General features: G+C 42.3%; 1 protein-coding gene and 1 pseudogene. Both read left to right on the forward strand.

Features of this window, described 5'->3' with window-relative positions; translation table 11 throughout:
- Nucleotides 1-998 (forward strand): type VI secretion system baseplate subunit TssF (gene tssF / locus R7E00_RS24555; RefSeq protein WP_318124828.1); only part of this gene is annotated, 998 nt, incomplete at its 5' end.
- A pseudogene (locus R7E00_RS24560) lies at nt 995-1143 on the forward strand (type VI secretion system baseplate subunit TssG); the annotation flags it as partial. The gene tssF and the pseudogene R7E00_RS24560, both read left to right, overlap by 4 nt.

Consider the following 1143-nt stretch of genomic DNA (forward strand, 5'->3'; position numbering starts at 1 on the left):
TTCAAGGGCAGGTCGAGATTTGCTTTTACTTCGATACAAGCGATGACTGGCTACCAAAGCAAGTAGACGAGGAAAGTGTCATGGTTGGCTGTGTTCCCATTGTAAATCTGTTCAAATCAACCATGGAACCTAAACGTCTCCTTCCAACAGAGTACGAGTATCAATTATCTCCTCAGTACCAAGATGCAGAGAGTAATGAAGTTGTCTCGATTTCTGATGTTACCTTGAGAAACTGGAACAAAACTTACGAGCACTTACCCTGCTACCATTCAGGAGAGCACACGCACTACATGAGCGCGAGTGAAGTGTATTGGTTAATGAGACGAGAGGATAAAAACTGGGCCGGTGGCTACGATGAGCCTGGTCGAGAGACTTATGTTTCTTTTGTTGATAAGCAATACCAGTTGTTCAGCCCTGAAAGCAGAGATAATTGGCTGATGTATGTGGAAGCTGAGTGTTGCAATCGTAATTTGCCACAAAAAATTCCATTTGGTGGCGGGCTACCAAAGGTTCAGTTACCCAATGTTGATGATAATTTTAAATCAATTAGGTGCTTAACGTCTCTCTCCGAAACGCTTAGACCAGAGATGGATGAAAGCACACGATGGCAGCTTACCAAGCTATTAACATTGAACCATTTTACTGAAGCTGACGGCTTAGCAACGTTAAAACAAACATTGAACTTGTATGCATTTGCAGGCACTGCCGAAACAAAAGCCGTTATAGATGCTCTAGTCAAGCTAGAGTTTGAACATACAACCGGTAGGGTTAGTCAGAAAGGAAAAGTTGGTTTTGCACATGGAGTAAAGCTGGTTCTAACAGTATCCGATCAGATACTGCCAAAAGAGCAGATCTTTTTATTGGGTAGCGTGTTATCTGTTTACTTTGCTCAATATGCGGAGATTAACGTGTTTACGCAGTTAGAGATTAAGTTGAAATCAACCAGCAGCTCCTTTCACGTATGGCCTGCGCTGACAGGTGATAAGGTGTTGTTATGAGCTCAGAGGACTTCTACCGCGAGCTAAAGCAACGTTCTTTGTTTGAAGCTATTCATCTTATTGAGCAAGAGCTTTTGAAAGTTGAATCGCAAATTGGAACAGATGCATTACCCAAAAACGAGAAACTCAACTTAAAGGTCAATGC

This window comes from Vibrio sp. Vb1755 (genome assembly GCF_033338635.1).
Classification (GTDB): Bacteria; Pseudomonadota; Gammaproteobacteria; order Enterobacterales; family Vibrionaceae; genus Vibrio; species Vibrio alginolyticus.